Annotated in this window: 24 protein-coding genes; 7 read left to right on the top strand and 17 right to left on the bottom strand. The window is 60.7% G+C overall.

The window, feature by feature from the left end; genetic code table 11:
* Window positions 1-51: 51 nt before the first annotated feature.
* Entirely contained in the window at window positions 52-423 is a 372-nt protein-coding gene (locus SynTAK9802_RS07715) for an AbrB family transcriptional regulator (protein WP_186495646.1), read from the bottom strand.
* Window positions 424-521: 98 nt separating this feature from the next.
* Here SynTAK9802_RS07715 and SynTAK9802_RS07710 point away from each other — a divergent pair, with 98 nt between their 5' ends.
* Complete coding sequence (locus tag SynTAK9802_RS07710) at window positions 522-791, top strand: YciI family protein (RefSeq protein ID WP_186495645.1); 270 nt, start codon at window positions 522-524, stop codon at window positions 789-791.
* Here SynTAK9802_RS07710 and SynTAK9802_RS07705 read toward each other — a convergent pair.
* A complete protein-coding gene (locus SynTAK9802_RS07705) occupies window positions 767-1,123 on the bottom strand; it encodes a c-type cytochrome (RefSeq protein WP_186495644.1) in 357 nt (118 codons plus the stop codon). The two genes, SynTAK9802_RS07710 and SynTAK9802_RS07705, sit on opposite strands and share 25 nt — an antisense overlap.
* Before the next feature lie 19 nt (window positions 1,124-1,142).
* Window positions 1,143-1,376: a DUF3136 domain-containing protein gene (locus SynTAK9802_RS07700; RefSeq protein WP_186495643.1), complete on the bottom strand. Its 234-nt coding sequence runs from the start codon at window positions 1,374-1,376 to the stop codon at window positions 1,143-1,145.
* 90 nt (window positions 1,377-1,466) lie between these two features.
* On the opposite strand from SynTAK9802_RS07700, the gene SynTAK9802_RS07695 reads away from it, so the two are divergent.
* Entirely contained in the window at window positions 1,467-1,988 is a 522-nt protein-coding gene (locus tag SynTAK9802_RS07695; protein ID WP_186495642.1) for a Nif11 domain/cupin domain-containing protein, read from the top strand.
* Between the two features lie 482 nt (window positions 1,989-2,470).
* Here the strand turns inward: SynTAK9802_RS07695 and SynTAK9802_RS07690 are convergent, their stop codons facing one another.
* The 5 genes from SynTAK9802_RS07690 to SynTAK9802_RS07670 all read right to left on the bottom strand — a co-directional run bounded on the left by SynTAK9802_RS07690 (window position 2,471) and on the right by SynTAK9802_RS07670 (window position 4,973).
* Window positions 2,471-2,965 (bottom strand): phosphate-starvation-inducible PsiE family protein, encoded by a 495-nt coding sequence (locus SynTAK9802_RS07690; RefSeq protein WP_186495641.1) that lies wholly within the window; start codon window positions 2,963-2,965, stop codon window positions 2,471-2,473.
* 5 nt (window positions 2,966-2,970) lie between these two features.
* The gene (locus SynTAK9802_RS07685) at window positions 2,971-3,213 is read right to left on the bottom strand and encodes a hypothetical protein (protein ID WP_255487718.1); all 243 of its coding nucleotides are present in this window, start codon (window positions 3,211-3,213) and stop codon (window positions 2,971-2,973) included.
* A gap of 40 nt (window positions 3,214-3,253) precedes the next feature.
* The gene (locus SynTAK9802_RS07680; RefSeq protein WP_186495640.1) at window positions 3,254-3,574 is read right to left on the bottom strand and encodes a hypothetical protein; all 321 of its coding nucleotides are present in this window, start codon (window positions 3,572-3,574) and stop codon (window positions 3,254-3,256) included.
* Window positions 3,575-3,612: 38 nt separating this feature from the next.
* A complete protein-coding gene (locus tag SynTAK9802_RS07675; protein ID WP_186495639.1) occupies window positions 3,613-3,978 on the bottom strand; it encodes a YkvA family protein in 366 nt (121 codons plus the stop codon).
* Window positions 3,979-4,046: 68 nt separating this feature from the next.
* A complete protein-coding gene (locus tag SynTAK9802_RS07670; protein WP_186498103.1) occupies window positions 4,047-4,973 on the bottom strand; it encodes a sigma-70 family RNA polymerase sigma factor in 927 nt (308 codons plus the stop codon).
* Window positions 4,974-5,153: 180 nt separating this feature from the next.
* On the opposite strand from SynTAK9802_RS07670, the gene SynTAK9802_RS07665 reads away from it, so the two are divergent.
* From SynTAK9802_RS07665 to SynTAK9802_RS07655, 3 genes are read left to right on the top strand one after another with little or no spacing between them, the layout of a single operon-like run.
* Window positions 5,154-5,645, top strand: coding sequence for a DUF2214 family protein (locus tag SynTAK9802_RS07665; RefSeq protein ID WP_186498101.1), 492 nt, complete (start codon window positions 5,154-5,156; stop codon window positions 5,643-5,645).
* Window positions 5,645-6,310, top strand: coding sequence for a peptidase (locus SynTAK9802_RS07660; protein WP_186495638.1), 666 nt, complete (start codon window positions 5,645-5,647; stop codon window positions 6,308-6,310). Before SynTAK9802_RS07665 ends, SynTAK9802_RS07660 begins: the two co-directional genes overlap by 1 nt.
* Before the next feature lie 46 nt (window positions 6,311-6,356).
* Window positions 6,357-7,013, top strand: a complete 657-nt coding sequence (locus SynTAK9802_RS07655; protein ID WP_186495637.1) for a L,D-transpeptidase family protein — start codon at window positions 6,357-6,359, stop codon at window positions 7,011-7,013.
* Here the strand turns inward: SynTAK9802_RS07655 and hisIE are convergent.
* Window positions 7,010-7,678, bottom strand: a complete 669-nt coding sequence (gene hisIE / locus SynTAK9802_RS07650) for a bifunctional phosphoribosyl-AMP cyclohydrolase/phosphoribosyl-ATP diphosphatase HisIE (RefSeq protein WP_186495636.1) — start codon at window positions 7,676-7,678, stop codon at window positions 7,010-7,012. The two genes, SynTAK9802_RS07655 and hisIE, sit on opposite strands and share 4 nt — an antisense overlap.
* A gap of 67 nt (window positions 7,679-7,745) precedes the next feature.
* On the opposite strand from hisIE, the gene SynTAK9802_RS07645 reads away from it, so the two are divergent.
* Entirely contained in the window at window positions 7,746-8,222 is a 477-nt protein-coding gene (locus tag SynTAK9802_RS07645) for a 6-carboxytetrahydropterin synthase (RefSeq protein ID WP_186495635.1), read from the top strand.
* Here SynTAK9802_RS07645 and clpB read toward each other — a convergent pair.
* Window positions 8,208-10,796: an ATP-dependent chaperone ClpB gene (clpB, locus tag SynTAK9802_RS07640; protein ID WP_186495634.1), complete on the bottom strand. Its 2,589-nt coding sequence runs from the start codon at window positions 10,794-10,796 to the stop codon at window positions 8,208-8,210. The two genes, SynTAK9802_RS07645 and clpB, sit on opposite strands and share 15 nt — an antisense overlap.
* A 143-nt stretch (window positions 10,797-10,939) precedes the next feature.
* On the opposite strand from clpB, the gene SynTAK9802_RS07635 reads away from it, so the two are divergent.
* Window positions 10,940-11,149, top strand: coding sequence for a hypothetical protein (locus SynTAK9802_RS07635; protein ID WP_186495633.1), 210 nt, complete (start codon window positions 10,940-10,942; stop codon window positions 11,147-11,149).
* Here the strand turns inward: SynTAK9802_RS07635 and SynTAK9802_RS07630 are convergent, their stop codons facing one another.
* From SynTAK9802_RS07630 to hemE, 7 genes are all read right to left on the bottom strand, one after another.
* Window positions 11,150-11,428, bottom strand: coding sequence for a hypothetical protein (locus SynTAK9802_RS07630; RefSeq protein ID WP_186495632.1), 279 nt, complete (start codon window positions 11,426-11,428; stop codon window positions 11,150-11,152).
* Between the two features lie 19 nt (window positions 11,429-11,447).
* Window positions 11,448-11,849: a hypothetical protein gene (locus tag SynTAK9802_RS07625; protein ID WP_186495631.1), complete on the bottom strand. Its 402-nt coding sequence runs from the start codon at window positions 11,847-11,849 to the stop codon at window positions 11,448-11,450.
* On the bottom strand, window positions 11,849-12,091 hold the full coding sequence (locus SynTAK9802_RS07620; RefSeq protein ID WP_186495630.1) for a Nif11-like leader peptide family natural product precursor: 243 nt from the start codon (window positions 12,089-12,091) through the stop codon (window positions 11,849-11,851). The genes SynTAK9802_RS07625 and SynTAK9802_RS07620 overlap by 1 nt, the downstream gene beginning before the upstream one ends.
* A complete protein-coding gene (locus SynTAK9802_RS07615; RefSeq protein WP_186495629.1) occupies window positions 12,088-12,465 on the bottom strand; it encodes a c-type cytochrome in 378 nt (125 codons plus the stop codon). The genes SynTAK9802_RS07620 and SynTAK9802_RS07615 overlap by 4 nt, the downstream gene beginning before the upstream one ends.
* Before the next feature lie 133 nt (window positions 12,466-12,598).
* Window positions 12,599-12,958, bottom strand: a complete 360-nt coding sequence (gene petE / locus SynTAK9802_RS07610; RefSeq protein WP_038555756.1) for a plastocyanin — start codon at window positions 12,956-12,958, stop codon at window positions 12,599-12,601.
* A 7-nt stretch (window positions 12,959-12,965) separates the two neighbouring features.
* Window positions 12,966-13,985 carry an NAD(P)-dependent oxidoreductase gene (locus SynTAK9802_RS07605; RefSeq protein WP_186495628.1) on the bottom strand — a complete coding sequence of 340 codons (1,020 nt, stop codon included), beginning with the start codon at window positions 13,983-13,985 and terminating at the stop codon, window positions 12,966-12,968.
* Window positions 13,982-15,040 carry a uroporphyrinogen decarboxylase gene (hemE, locus tag SynTAK9802_RS07600; protein ID WP_186495627.1) on the bottom strand — a complete coding sequence of 353 codons (1,059 nt, stop codon included), beginning with the start codon at window positions 15,038-15,040 and terminating at the stop codon, window positions 13,982-13,984. The genes SynTAK9802_RS07605 and hemE overlap by 4 nt, the downstream gene beginning before the upstream one ends.
* Window positions 15,041-15,086 lie beyond the last annotated feature (46 nt).

The following is a 15,086-nucleotide window of genomic DNA, read 5'->3' as shown; positions in this document are numbered from 1 at the left end:
CCATGAAAAACCCCGGCGTTGGCCGGGGTTGCACTGCTTTTTAATGTTGAATCACTCGTCGTCTTCGTCGGTGGTACCCACCGGTGTCAGACGAATCTGTTTGCGACCCAGTTTGATTTCAAATTCATCTCCAGGTTTCAGGTCGAGCAGCGCTGTATAGGCCTTGCCGATGAGAAGATTGCCGTTGCCTTGCACAGTGGCCACATAGCTGAGTTTGCGGCCGCCTTTGCCCACGCCGCCAACTCCACCCACGCCAAGACTGACGCCTTTGGCCTCCAGCAGTGCTTCATAAAAAGCGGTGAAATTCAGACGTTCACCACCATCTTTTTTGGTGGAGAAATAGCCACAGGCACGAACAAGGTCAGACTTGCTGATGTCACCCAGGTCTTTGACTTTATTGAGAAGGTCGCTCCCAGTGAGCATCGCTTTCGAGAGATATCTACCTTCACAACATAGCCATGGTTCAAGCGGCTATGCCATCATTTTCTACTGAAAAGTTCGCTGTTATTTCATCCTTCGCTATGGCACGTTTCGTTTTGTGGGGCACTTACTGCGCGGATGCTCTTGAGAAGCGTGCTCCCTATCGGGATGAGCACCTTGCTCGTCTCCAAAGTCTGAAAGAGCAGGGAACGCTGGTCACGCTCGGACCCACCGAGGGAAGCACCCGTGTTTTCGGGATCTTCGAGGCCGACAGCATCGACGTCGTCCGCAGGCTGGTTGAGGACGACATCTATTGGAAGCAGGGGGTCTGGACAGAGCTCGAGGTTTATCCCTGGGTCCAGGCGTTCTGAGCCTGCATGAGCACCCATTCAGCCACGAGCTGATCTCCATCGCTCCCGAGAACATCAGCGTAACCACTCATCTGGCCTCGCCCTTCCCGGGCGATGGCTGCGATGGCGTCCACAGTTGCGATCTGTTCACGCTCGAGGGTCTTCAGCTTCAGGTTTTTCCCCCGGCGAATGATGTTGCCGCCGTTGATGTGGCATCCCGCGCAGTGCTGTTCGAACAACAGGCCGCCGGGGCTGGCGTCAGCCCCGGCGGCCAGCGAAGCGCCGGCTGAACCAAGGCTCAGCAGCAGAACAAGAAACGCACCAATGCAGCAGCGCAGGAGGTGGCTCAGCACAGGGATGATGTGGCTTGGATCAGTCTGCTTGAGCAGGCGATGCCTCCTTCTGGAACCGCTGGATCAGTTCATCGGGAGAGCGGTAATCCTTCGGAAGCGAGGTGTGCAATCGGTTGAGGTAGTCCCAGCAGACCGTCCGGCGAATGGCGTTGAGGTCGCGTCCATCGGCCACAAGGCGACGCAGGGCCTGGCAGTAGGTCGAGAATCCAGCCTCAAGATCTCCGATGGTGAGTGCCTTGGTTGAGGACGGCATGAAACAGAAGGTCAGGATCTTCTGACTTTTGCGTCGATCCCCTGATTGGTCTGTTGTCAGGATCACTGTTGAAGCTGTGCGGTGGTCTCCGTGGCGGAACAGGATCTGATCCGTTTCCTCAACAAGATCTCCCAACTTCAGGCCCTTGCGGAGCGTGTGCGGAACGACTCCAGCAGCCGCGAACAGCTGGCGGCTTGTGCGGACCACAACCAGGTTGTTCAGTTGGCCCGATCCTGGGGGTTCGACATCGGTCGGCGCTGGGGTGAGCATGACCATCGGCCGGGGGGAGAGGCCAACCTGTTGGCGACCCCGTGCCCTCCACCGGGTGAGGAATCAACCCAGGTGGTGGCGTCTGCCGAAACATGGAGACTGCTGTTGATCGCCTCCAACGGCTTCAGCTCCCCCCGTGACGAATGGATGGATCAGTCCGATCACGAGTGGGTGCTTGTGTTGCGCGGGAGTGCCTGTGTTGTGCTGCAGAACCCCGATCGGATTGTGGATCTCAGTCCAGGGGATCATTTACTGCTTTCGCCCCATCAACGCCACAGGGTGGAGCGCACTGATCCCGATCCAGGAACCCTGTGGCTCGCCTTGCACTGGGATGCTGCTTAAGTCCGGCGAGGCATGCCACCTCCACGATGGGTCGTGCAGCCCCAAAAGGCAATGAGCACGACAGCTGATTGCCGTCGGTGGCATCGCTGACGAGAGTGAGTGCATCGAGATCGGAGGAGCCCATGACGGCCGACACTCCACCTGAGCAAGCCCCAGAAGCAGACTGACTTTCTGGCCCCTGCTCCAACAGTTTCCACCCATTCGTAAGCGATTCGTCTGGCGCGACAACGAAGAGCGTCAAGCCAGTCGACTCCCCTCTGCATCGTTCGTAGGTGCCCCGCAGGAGAGCCGCTTCACACCTGGACCCGATGGCCCCAGGGTGCCTTGAGCCAGACGCTTCGACCTTCCTGTCTCAGTTCCATTGCTGGAGGAGTTTTTCCAAGGCATCAGACACTGAAGTTGAGGTCGATTGCCGTGCGCAAACGAGCGAGTTAGGCCGTCTTTCCATCGGGAAGGGCGGCCTTCATTTTGTTCGTTAAAGCTCAGTCCTGGAAATCAAGCTTGTTGGCTGATCCTCCGCGGCCCAGTCGTTTGCGGGAGGGAGTGGCGTTCGCACGCTTCACCAACCAGTAAGCCGCTGAAAGTGAGACGACTGCGATCCCGAGGCCCACCAGCAGCTGGGGTTTGTTTTCAGCACCGGAGGGCAGCACGATCACCTTTCGAGCCACAGCCGTCAGCGCGGTGACCAGAACCAGTTCGATCTGCACCACGTGGCGCCTCAGGTAACTGGTGATGTTCTGCAGCACCTCCAGCGCGATCAACACGGTGAGCAGATCGCCAAGGATCTTGATCAGGTCATCGCCCAACCACGTCGCCGCTGACCCAGTCAGCAATTTGAAGCCCAAGGAAACAATCAGCTGGATGATGGCGGCGCTGATCACCACGGCCGTGATCAGGGTGAGCAGTCGGGCGACCTCGCGCTCACCTGCATCAACGAAACCGAGAAAACTTCTCTTGGAACGCGTGGGTTCACTCACGGGCTTCAGTCGTTGAAGGGGTTGTAATAAGGGCGAGCCTTGGTGTCGCTGGCGGGGTTGACCACCTTGGTGTCGCAGGTGACGGAGCTGTCCTCTGCCTTGATGCAATCGGCTTCAATCATGCTGTCTTTGCCTGTGGCGCTGCCAGGTCCCCGCAGCCACCCCTCGGTTTGCGCCTGGGCCGAGGCGGCGCCCAACACCGACATCATCAACAGAACGGAGGCGCTGAGGAGGTGATTTCGCGTCATCGGGGCGATCTCTGAGCCACCACTCTGCCCGTGTCGGCCGTTAATCGGTGCAGTCGTCTCGAATTTCCTGCAAAAGCAGATCCAGTTGCCCGAACGGATCGTCGTCGGCCGTTGCCACACCGGCAGGTTCGCTGGAAGGCTGGCCATGCCATTCGGCTTCAACGCTGCAGAGCCGATCAGCCAGTCCAGCCAGGCCACGCATGTTGTGTTCGCGCTCCAGCACCTCAAGCAGGGCAGGCATTCGGGTCGACAAAGCGCGCAGGTTTCGACGCAGGTCGGCCTGGGTGCGCCCTTGCTGCTTCAACCAGTCCTTCAGCAGCAGAGTGAGGTCCGCTTCAAATTCAGGGGTCCAGCCAGACATTGATCAGCGATTTAGTTCAACGGTTTCAGTTCAGCGATTCAGTGCGCCAGGGGAAACCAGCGATCCAGTTTGCGGCGAGCTCGCATCCGGATGGCGGGAGTGACGTGATTGCTCCACAGACCCACCATGGCCGTAAGCGCCACCAGATCATCACTGAAACCGGCCAGCGGCAGCAGGTCTGGAATCAGGTCGGCCGGCATCAGCAGATAACTCAGGGCAGCGAGCATCGTCAGCCGCGCGGCTGAGGGGGTTTTGGGGTCAAGCATCAACTCCAGGGCTTCCAGGGCTGGGGCGGCAAGACCTCTGCCGGCCCGCTGCAACAGGCGCCGCAGCAGGTTTTCGTCGATCACCTCCCGTTCAAGTACGTCGGCTTCAACGGTGGTTCGCGCAGCCTGGTCAGTCATGCGGAGGGAACCGGTTGGATCCACTCTCCCCAGTTCCTCCGCAAGACGCCAGCGGGGCGTGCCGATCTTCAGGGTGTGGATTCCACGAGTCCGCTTTGAATGCCCGTCTTGCGCAGTTTGCGCAGGGCCCGCTGCACCACCTGACGGCAATACTCCCGTGAACAGTTCATGTGGCGTGCCACCTCGGCAAGGGTGCGCCATTCGTTGGTGCCATCCAGCCCAAAGCGCAGGGTCACAACGGTGTGTTCTTTTGGGGTGAGATTGGCTTTGGCCAGCAAAGACCACACGGACGCGGTGCGTTCAGCGATCTCGGCCCTTTCCAGCGGCGGGAGCTCCTCGCTTGGCAGCACATCCACCAGCTCGGAGGGATCCGATTTCGACTTCACAACCCCCTGCAGGCTCACGGTGACGCTGCGCAGTTCACAGGCCAGCAGATCTTCCACCTCAGCGATGGGGATCTCCATGAACTCCGCGAGTTGCTCTCCGCTGGGGCTGAGGCCATTGCGCTGCATCAAGCGTGCCTTGGCGGCCCGCAATTTGGTGAGCTTTTCGTTCACATTCACAGGAATGCGAATCGTGCGGCTTTGGGTGGAGAGCGCTCGATTCAGCCCCTGCCGAATCCACCAGTAGGCATAGGTGGAGAAACGATGGCCGCGGGTGGGGTCGTATTTCTCGACGGCTCGGGTGAGGCCAAGGGTGCCCTCTTGAATCAGATCGAGAAGATCCAGACCCTTGCCCTGATAACGCTTGGCCAGATTGACGACAAGACGAAGGTTGGAGGTAATTATCTGATTCTTGGCCCGTTCGCCACGGCGAATCACGCCTTTTTCTTCATCGCTGTACTCACAGGCTGGGCCACTCCCGCCAGCCAGATGACAGCGTTCTGTGATGGTGACCATCGCCTGAACCTTCCTCCCCATCATGAGTTCCTGCTCTGGAGTGAGCAGTTGATGGCGACCAATTTCGCCGAGAAAAGCACTCAGAGAACTCGTCATCATGACGATACGGCTGAATTGAACCTAGAACCAAAGTGTTTTTTTCTGGCGGTCATAATAAAGACTCCCGAATTAATGCTTTGTGCGCTATTTCACTCTTTCTTCCTGTTACTGAAGTGAATCTTTCATTGTTAATTCAATTGGGTGGCTAAGGTCGCCGCACCTTCCGCCGCCACGCCCATGCCCCTGGCCGTCGCTCTCACGTCCGACATCGCCAAAAACGCCGGCGTTGCCTACGTTCACTACCTCAGCTTCATGCTCTGCTTTGGCGCTCTGGTGCTGGAGCGGAAGCTGATCAAAGCGGATCCGAATCGCCAGGAAGCCACGGCGATGGTGATCACCGACATCGTTTATGGCATCGCTGCCCTGGCTCTTCTGGTCAGTGGAATCCTGCGGGTGATCCACTTCGGCCAAGGGGCTGAGTTCTACACCCAGAATCCGCTGTTCTGGTGGAAGGTTGGTCTGTACCTCTCCGTGGGAGGCCTGTCGCTGTATCCCACGATCACCTACATCCTCTGGGCGATTCCCCTGCGCAAGGGTGAGCTGCCGAAGGTGAGCGAAGCCCTGGCCAAGCGTCTGTCCTGGATCATCAACATTGAACTGGTCGGCTTCGCCAGCATTCCGTTGATGGCGACCCTGATGGCCCGCGGTGTGGGTCTTCCCGCCGCCTGATGCAGCTCGAGCTCTGTCCTCCACAACAGCAGGTTCGAACCCTGCAGGTGGCTTTGGAACGCCAGCCTCCAGGCCAAAGGCCGGGCTATGCCTCCTCCATCGCCACCACCTCCCTGGGCCCTCCGGTGTTGAAGCACTGGTGCGTGTGGGTTCAGCCCGCCGCCGCCACGCCGGCCAACCGCTGGGACCAACGCTGGCTTGATCAAGTGTCATCGGCGCTGACCACCTGGCGTGCACTGGTTCCGCTCACGCTGGTGGACAATCCGGACCAGGCGAACGTGTTGATTCATCGGCAGCGTCCGGCCCGCCGGCAGGTGGCTGGGGTGTGGCGCGCCAGCAACGGACGCACACAACTTCAGGTTTTGGACGTGCAGCGCCAGGGCCGCCGAAGGCTTGAACCCCTGGTGAAGGTGATGGTGTCACCAGGGCTGCGAGCGGAAGCACTGCAGGCCACCGCTCTGCATGAACTGGGTCACGCTTTTGGCCTCTGGGGCCACAGTTCGGTTCCCACTGATGTTCTGGCGATTAGCCAGGGCGAGCGTCCGGTGTTGGTGCCATCGCAGCGGGATCGCCTTACGCTGGCGTGGGTCATGCAGCAGACCACCCGTTTCGGTTCAACGCTTCGGAAGCCCATCGAACCGGCCGAATCTGAATCACTTGAGTGACGTCACCATGCGGGCGCGGCATGCTGCCGGCAGTCGTGGTTGATCGATGCACCTGGTCCGTTCTCTGGCGCTGGCTGGTCTGCTGCTGAGTCTGGTGGGTTGTCGTTCCAACAACAGCCTGCCCCAGCAGAACCCACAGGTTCGAGCACCGATTCGGATTCAGCTGGACGGCAGCAATCCAGCAGCCAGTGAAGGTGTGTTGGATCGTGCTGAGGGGCCGTTGCGTTTCACCGTTGGCCATGGTCGCCATGGCATTGCCTGTGAAGGCACCACCTTTGAAGAGGGCATCACTCCGCTTGGAACCTTTCAGGTCAACGCCATCCTCAGCAACGACCGCTTCGAGATGGATCCCACACTGGTGGAGCAATCCGGCAAATCAGAAGAGGAGCTGCGCGAGAGCCTCTTCACCAACATGAACTCCATTGACTTCAAAGGTGATGGGGAAACCGGGGAATACGGCGTCGGCTACATCAGCCTGGCTCCTGTGCCCGCAACCGAGCAGCCCTTCCGTTTCAACACCTACGAAGGCGTCTTCCGCTGGTACAGCTTCGCCATTCACGGCACCAATGACGAGTCCCGGATCGGCAAGGCGGTGACTGGCGGTTGCATCAACGCCGGAAAGCTCACCATGGGGGTGTTGTTGGCAACCGTGGAGCTTGGCGATGAAGTTGTGATCAGTAGCGACAGCCCCTGTCTGCCTTAGTGCCGGCGCGGTGCACCACGACGTGCGGCCAGCACTTCCTGCACCTGCCGCCAGCTCACACCGTGATGGGCCAGAGCCACCTGCATGTGGAAGACGATGTCCGCCGCTTCGCCGGCGATCTCGGCGGCGTTGTCGTCTTTGCATGCCATCACGAATTCAGCACTCTCCTCGCCGATTTTCTTGAGGATGCTGTTGTCTCCCCCCGCCAGCAGCTTGTTGGTGTAGCTGCCTTCCTCCGGTTTCTCGCGTCGCCCTTCGATCACCCGGAACAGTTCGGTGCAGGCATCCGTTGGTGGCGCTAAAGCCTCGGCTCCACCTGTGGTTCGTGCATCGCTGTTTTCGTAGAAACAGCTGCGGGAGCCCGTGTGGCAGGCCACATCCCCAGCCTGCTCCACGGTTACCAGCAGCACGTCGGCATCGCAGTCGTAGCGGATCTCCCGCATGGTCTGGATGTGACCGCTGGTGGCCCCCTTGTGCCAAAGCTCCTGGCGTGAGCGGCTCCAGTAATGCACTTCACCGCTGCGCAGGGTGGCTTCGATGGCCTCCCGGTTCATCCAGGCCACCATCAGCACCGCCCCGTCCAGCCAGTCCTGGGCCACAGCTGGAATCAGCCCCGCTTCGTTAAAACGGAGTTGGTCAATGAAGGCGGGGCTGAGGGGCTGCATCAGGCCTCGGACATTCGGGCAACGCCTGAATCTTCCCGCAGCGTGCTCCATTCCGCGTATACACCCCTTGCTCGTTTCTCCGACCCCCTACAGCTGCAGCAAAGCCTTTAGCGGCTATCCCTGCTGTCATCGGCAGTGGCGCCACCAGGGCCATTGCCGATTCGTGCATGGCTACAGCCGCAGTTTCAACCTCTGGTTCGCTGCAACGGAGCTGGATGCCTGCGGGTTTGTTGTTGATTTCTCCAGCCTTCGCCCCTTCGAAGAACGCCTGAGGCAGCAGTTCGACCACACCTTTCTGGTCAATGCAGACGATCCACTGATGGCGGAATGGCAGCGGTTGCATGACCTCCAGGCCATTGATCTCCGCGTGATGGAGAACGTGGGCATGGAGGCAACGGCGGCCTTGATCTGGACCTGGGCCAATGAGCTGCTGCGGGAGCGGGACGGCGGTCGCACCTGTTGCTTTGGCGTGGAGGCGCGGGAGAACAGCCGCAATGCCGCCACCTACAGCGCTGTTCCCGCCTGGTTTTCAGCGCAGGGCTAACGCGTCCGCTTCCAGCTCCACGCTGATCGCCTGCCCCTCGCTGTAACGACCCGCCAGGATCGCTTTGGCAATGGGTGTCTCCAGTTCCCGCTGCACAGCGCGTTTCAGCGGTCGTGCCCCGTAGACGGGGTCATATCCGGCATTGGCGAGCCAGTCGGCGGCCCCATCGCTCAGGCTGAGCTCCAGCTTGCGCTCAGCCAGCCGCTGGCGCAGACGTTCCACCTGAAGGGTGACGATCTCGCGCAGTTCCTCTCGCCTGAGGCTGTGGAAGATGATCTGATCGTCGAGGCGATTGAGGAATTCCGGCCGGAAATGGGCCTGGAGAGCGTCATTCACCCGGCTTTCCATCGCTCCATGCTGCTCGGGATCGCCGGCCAGCTCCAGGATCGACTGGCTGCCGATGTTGCTGGTGAGAATCAGCACAGTGTTGGTGAAGTCCACGGTGCGGCCCTGCCCATCGGTGACACGGCCGTCATCGAGGATCTGCAGCATCACGTTGAACACATCCGGGTGGGCTTTCTCCACCTCGTCGAACAGGATCACGGCGTAGGGCCGACGACGCACCGCTTCGGTGAGCTGGCCACCGGCCTCATAGCCCACGTAGCCGGGAGGTGCCCCGATCAAACGGCTCACGGTGTGCTTCTCCATGTACTCAGACATGTCGATGCGAACCATGGCGTCATCGCTGTCGAACAGCCGGTTGGCGAGGGCTTTGGAGAGTTCCGTCTTGCCCACACCCGTGGGGCCGAGGAACAGGAAGCTGGCGATGGGACGGTTCGGATCGCTCAGCCCCGCCCTGGACCGTTGAATCGCATCGGCGACGGCGGTGACGGCCTGGTGCTGGCCGATCACCCGCTGATGCAGATCATCTTCGAGTTGCAGCAGCTTCTCCATTTCGCTCTGCACCAGCCGCGCCACAGGGATTCCGGTCCACTTGGCGATCACCTCGGCGATGTCGTCTTCACTCACCTCCTCCCGCAGCAAGCCTTTCTCGCCAGGTTCCTCTGAGGCGATCTGGGCTTCCTGTTCGAGCAACTGCTTCTGCAGCGAGGCCAGGGTGCCGTATTCCAGTTCCGCTGCTTTGTTGAGGTCGTAGCTGCGTTTGGCCTGTTCCACCTGCAGCTGCACCCGTTCGATCTCTTCCTTGAGCGACGACAGCTCATCGATCGCGCCTTTCTCCTGCTGCCACTGGGCATTCAGGCAGCTTTGCTGTTCGCCCAGCTCCGCCAGTTCCCGCTCGATCCTCTGCAGCCGCTCCTGGCTGGCACTGTCGGATTCACGGCCGAGGGAGAGCTTCTCCATCTCCAGCTGCAGGATCTTGCGATCGATTTCATCGATCTCCTCCGGTTTGGAGGTGATCTCCATCTTCAGGCGAGCGGCTGATTCATCCACCAGATCGATCGCCTTGTCCGGCAGGAAGCGGTCGGCGATGTAGCGGCTGCTCAACACAGCCGCTGCCACCAGGGCACTGTCGGCGATGCGGACGCCATGGTGCACCTCATAGCGCTCCTTCAGACCACGCAGGATGGAGATGGTGTCTTCCACCGTGGGTTGATCCACCAGCACCTGCTGGAAGCGTCGCTCCAAGGCGGGATCCTTTTCGATGTGCTGGCGGTGCTCGTCGAGGGTGGTGGCGCCAATGCAGCGCAGTTCCCCCCGGGCCAGCATCGGCTTGAGCAGATTGCTGGCATCCATGGCTCCACCGGTGGCTCCAGCGCCCACCACCGTGTGGATTTCATCGATGAACAGCACGATCTGGCCTTCCGAAGCGGTGACCTCCTTGAGCACAGCTTTGAGCCGTTCCTCGAACTCACCGCGGTATTTCGCACCGGCGATCAGGGCTCCCATGTCGAGGGCGATGAGCTGACGGTTCTGCAAGGCCTGGGGCACATCGCCATTCACGATGCGCTGCGCCAATCCTTCAACTATGGCGGTCTTGCCAACCCCGGGTTCGCCGATCAGCACGGGGTTGTTTTTGGTGCGCCGGCTGAGGATCTGGATGGTGCGCCGGATCTCCTCGTCGCGACCGATCACCGGGTCCAGCTTTCCGTCACGGGCGGCGGCCGTCAGGTCCCGTCCGTACTTCTCAAGCGATTCATAGGTCCCTTCCGGGTTTTGATCGGTCACCGTCTGGTTGCCTCGCACGGCTGTAATGGCTTCTTTGAGTTTGCTGGTGTCAATGCCCGCTTGGCTGAGCAGTTGCCTGCCGCAGCGTTCATCGTCGGCCAGGGCCAGCAACAGATGTTCGATGGCGATGTAGCTGTCACTGAAACCATCGCGGGCTGTTTCGGCGCGATCCAGGCAGCTGTTGAGGGAGCGTCCCAGAAACACCGATTCCGGTGGAGAGCCAAGACTGGGCTGCTGCCTGAGATGGCTGTCGACGGCCGCCTGGAAATTGCCGACGTCGACCCCTGCTTTGCTGAGAATGCGTCCAGCCAGACCGTTCTGCTGCAACAGCGCAAGCAGCAGATGCTCCGTTTCAAGTTGCTGATGCCTGGCGCTCTGCGCCAGTTGCTGGGCGGCGATGATGGCGGCCCAGGCTTGTTCGGTGAACTGTTCCGCCGTGGGTTGCATCTCGGATGCGTTTCAACTGGGTTCACCGTATGGGGCTTGTTCCGTTTTCAGTGGGGGCAAACCGAAGCCTTTGGATCGGTCCCCACGCCAGGGAGCGGCAAACCGGGGTGTCTTTTTAGAGTTTGCCGAACCCTTGGATGCCAATGCCTGATCAGCCGCTGGTGGACTCCCTCGTGCAGCAGGGTCTGGCGCTCGCAGCAACGGCTGGCGGTGAGCTGGAACGAAGCTGTTGGATGGTGGTGCATGAGCACCACCACGGTGTGAAACCCACGGAGTACGACATCCGAGAAATTGACGAGGATCTCTACCTGGCTGTGTTGCAGACGGCCAAGCAGGCTCAGTCCACCGTTTGATCAGCCGTTGAGCAGCTCCCGTAGAAGCGCGCGGTGAGCGTTTTCGGCTTCGATGCTCTCCCGCATCTCTTTGGGGAGGCGGGCTTCAAGGATGTCCTGTTTTTTCATCTCCGTGGCATAGCGGCTGCTGAACGCGCTGAAGCGATCGAGATACGACCTTGCGACCTCTGGGGTGAAGGCAATCACCTCCAGGGCGTGTTTGAAGTGGAGGTAGGACACGGTCCACTCCACCAGCTCGTCAAAACTCTGCAGGCCAAGCGGGTTCTCAGGAAGCGTCATCGCTGCATCGCCAATGGTTTCAACCAAACCCCTTGGCTTTGGCCTTGGCCTGGGCCGTTAGGTCCTTCAACCGGCCGTTGAGCAGAACATCGCGTTCACGGTCTGCTCCCACATGGGGTGCGATCTCCACCCCAGCGCTCCGCATGGCCTGCAGCGCTGCTGCTTCCTCAGCTGAGCCCGTGTCACTGCCGAGGTAGCGCTCCACGGCCGCAGCTCCTGGGGCGTCCGCAGCGAAGTACACCGTTCCTGGACCTCGCCGCTCGATGGTTTGCTGCCGCTGCCGGCGGCGCTGCTGCACGCTCGCCCAGAGCCGGCCTTGATTGGCGGTCATGAAGGCGTTCAGATCCGCGGCGTCGGTGTCTTCCGCCAGGGCCATGCTGGTGCCGTCGATGAAATCACTGAGCAGGGTGACAACGGACATCAGGTCTTTGGTGATTGGGAGGAATTGGATTGAAACGAGCGCTGGATCCGGCTGGTTTCGAACCAACTGGTGATGGCTGATTCGCGGGCGTCGTCGCAGAGATCCCGCTGGATCACATTGAAGCCGTGGCGGCGTGCCAGGGCCAACAGTTGATCGTCATCACGGCATTGGGCCGCATCACGCCGCAAGCCCTGGTGGTGCTCCACAGCCCGCAGAAAATCCCGAAGAGCTTCACGACTCATCGCCTGGACCAGCCCAATTCGGCCCGTTGTTCCACGTAGGTGGCCACCGCCATGATCTCCTCTTCACTCAGTTTGTCGGCATAGCTGGGCATGGCATTCAGCCCATCCTCGATCTCATGCTCCAGAGCCTCCAGCGGGGAGCTGGAGTAGGCCTCCACATGGTCGTTCAAGTCGCTGATCTTCAGTGTTCTGTTGGCGCGGATCACATTGCCGCCCCCCATGTGACAAGCCGCACAGTTGCTGTTGAAAATCTGCTCACCTCGCTCCAGGGCGGAGCTTTCCATCGTGTCCATCGCCATCGCCGGAGCAGACAGCAGGCCTGTTGCGCCAACGATCAACAGCAACGTCAGGATCAGGCCTGATAGGCGTGCCATCGCAACCCCCCTCAATGCCCCAAGCTATCCATCGTTGCCGGCAAAAAAAAGAACCCCGGACTGTGGTTGATACACAGCCCGGGAATTTCAATTCAGTTTGAGATGTTCAGAGATTTCCTCAGAAATCCAGAGATCACTCAACGATCACCTTGCCAACCATGCCAGCACCGCGGTGGGGCTCGCAGTAGAAGTCGTAGGTGCCAGCGGTGGCGAAGGTTTCCTCCCAGGATTCGCCAGGGTTGAAGGCGAGGTCAGAGTGGCTGTACTCGTCGTGGCCTTCGAAAACAGCGTTGTGAGGAGCCAGTTTGTTGTTGACGAACTTGACGGTGTCGCCGGCCTTGATGTTCACCGTGGCGGGCTCGAAGGCGAGCATGCCGCCGTCGGTGCCGAGCTTCACTTCAACAGTGGCGGCTTGAGCGCTGCCGACGTTGAGGCCGATCAGCATCAGGAAGGCGCAGCAGGCAGCTGCAATGGTGCGGATGACGGAGCGCATGAAAGTGCTAGGTCGATGTATTGACCTTACGCGCGGGTCTGGGGGTTCCGCGGTTGGGTAGGCCGGAATCGCTAAGAACTGTTGCCAAGTCAGGAGCATGGCTGCTGCCGCCGAAACGTTCCGGTTGCGTTACCGGGTCATGGATGAAGTGGCGCTGGCGAATGCTGAACCGGTCCCATGCATTCACTTCGATGGGCAGCACGCGGATCAGGGTCTCAATCAGCCATGGCCAGAGCGGAATGCCGGGTGTTCGGGCCACACCGCGCCAGCGGCAGAGGGTTTTCACGGTGTCGTTCACCGAGATGGCCGCTTGTCCCATCACCACCCGACGCAGGGCGCCTTGCCCGGGTTCTCGGTTCGGTTCATGGGGGCGTGTGGCCAGGAGGCCGCAGATGCGGGCGATGTCTTCCGCATGGATGAAGTGGAAGCTCGCATCTACCCGAAGCCAGCGGGCCAGCCAGAGCCAACGGCTGACTTCAGCCAAACCTTCGGTGAGGTAGCTGGTGGGGAAGGGGCTAGTGCCGTCGACCCGTCCACCGAACACCAAGGTAGGAAACACCGCCACCATTTTGCTGGCCAGGGGGTGCTGCTCCAAATCCCTGAGGCAGCGAGCCTTGGTTTGGATGTATTCCGTGCCGTAGGCCAGAGCCTCCGGCAGGGGGCGCAGGTGCCGATCGAGCACGCTGGCCGTGGAGAAATAAATGACCTGCTCCAGTTCGCTGGGATCCAGAAGCGCCAGCATCCGTTTCACCGCCACCACATTCACCTGTTCGGCCCGCTCGGGGTCACCCCAGGCTGTGGCGGTGTGAATCACCCGGTTCACCGAGGCCAGCTCTTGGGCAAAACGGTCGGTGTCCCGCAGGTCCCCGACCAAGAGGCGGATGCGGGGATGGTCTGCCGGAACAGCGGTGAGTTTGGCGGGGTCCCTCAGCCAGAGCAGCAGCTCGGCATCCGAGTGGTCCAGAAGCCAGCGGGAGATGTACTGACCGACGCATCCGCTGGCGCCGGTCACCAGGATGCGGGTCAAACGACAGCCCCGAGACGGTCCATCACGCTCTTGCCTGCCCGGAAGAAGGCTTCACCGTTTTCTTCCGGTGTACCCGGCAGGATTCCATGGCCGAGGTTGAGGATGTGCTTGCGGCCGCGGGCCTTGCGCACGCAGTCATCGATGCGGGCTTCAATCGCCTCCGGGGTGCCGAACAGCAGGCCGGGATCCACGTTGCCCTGAACACCAACGTGCTCCGGCAGACGTGCCAGGGCTTCGGCCATGTCCACGGTCCAGTCGAGCGAAACGATGTCAACACCGGTGTTGGCCATCCGCTCGATCACGCCGGCGCTGCCGGAGATGTAGAGGATGAAGGGGGTGTCGGGGTGTGTCTGCTTGACCAGATCCACCACCTTCTTCTGATAAGGCGCAGCGAAGGTGTCGTAGTCCGCTGGGCTCAACTGGCCCGCCCAGGAATCAAACATCTGCACCACCTGGGCGCCGGAATCAATCTGATAGCGCAGGTAATTGGCGATCGACTCAGCGAAGTGGTCGAGCAGCTTGTGCAGGATCTCGGGCTCGCGGAAGGCCATGGCCTTGATCACCGCGTAGTTCTTGCTGCTCTTGCCCTCCACCACGTAGGCGGCCAGGGTCCAGGGGGCACCAACGAAGCCGAGGACAGCTGCTTCGTTGCCGACGCTCTGGCGCAGACGACCCAGCACTTCACCCACAAAGGGCATCGACTCGGCGGGGTTGAGGGGGCGCAGGGCATCCACCTGGGCCATGCTCCGGATTGGATCGCCGATCTGGGGGCCTTTGCTCTCGATGATGTCGAAATCGATTCCCATCCCCGGCAGGGGCGTGAGGATGTCGGAGAACAGGATCACGCCATCGGGCGTGAAGGCGTGAAACGGCTGCATCGAGATCTCATAGGAGAGATCAGGGTTTTCGGAACGCTCACGAAAGCTGGGGTACTTGTCCCGCAGGTCCCGGTAGATCTTCATGTAGCGACCGGCCTGGCGCATCATCCACACCGGAGGACGCTCCACCGATTCACCGCGCGCAGCACGCAGGAGCAGGGGTAAAGAGTCGCTCATCAAGCCCGGTCAGATCAGCCGGAAACCTACCCGAATCGAGGCCTTG

The sequence above is a fragment of the Synechococcus sp. TAK9802 genome (assembly GCF_014279535.1).
GTDB lineage: Bacteria > Cyanobacteriota > Cyanobacteriia > PCC-6307 > Cyanobiaceae > Parasynechococcus.
The sequence above is the reverse complement of the archived record's forward strand: the minus strand, read 5'-3'. Positions and strand labels throughout refer to the sequence as shown.